General features: G+C 37.1%; 1 protein-coding gene. It reads right to left on the bottom strand.

From position 1 onward, the window contains the following. On the bottom strand, positions 1-299 hold a 299-nt coding region (locus tag M901_RS12950), incomplete at both ends, for a hypothetical protein (protein ID WP_021278654.1).

Below are 299 nucleotides of genomic sequence, written 5' to 3'. Positions count from 1 at the left end.
TGGCATAAGCATTAATATCACTATGAGAGTATCTCTTATTTGCAGAGATAATTTTTATAAACTTCGTTTGTGTCAGTTCCAGATAGACATCGTAGGGAAGAGAGTCGAAGAGATAGAAGTTTCTTAGCTTCATGGGAAGTAGTTCTTCACGATCTATTTCCTCAATGGATTGCTCAAACTCTTCATGTGAAGCCCAGTCAATGGCCTTTTTGATGGCCTCTTTAAATTTTGGAATTTCAATTGGGCGAATTACGATATCGTTGATTTCACTTTTTAAATAAAGCTCTTCGGCTACGCTG

This window comes from Bacteriovorax sp. DB6_IX (assembly GCF_000447775.1).
In the GTDB taxonomy this organism is placed as follows: Bacteria; Bdellovibrionota; Bacteriovoracia; order Bacteriovoracales; family Bacteriovoracaceae; genus Halobacteriovorax_A.
Note: the sequence above shows the minus strand (reverse complement) of the source record. Positions and strands in the feature narration are given on the sequence as shown.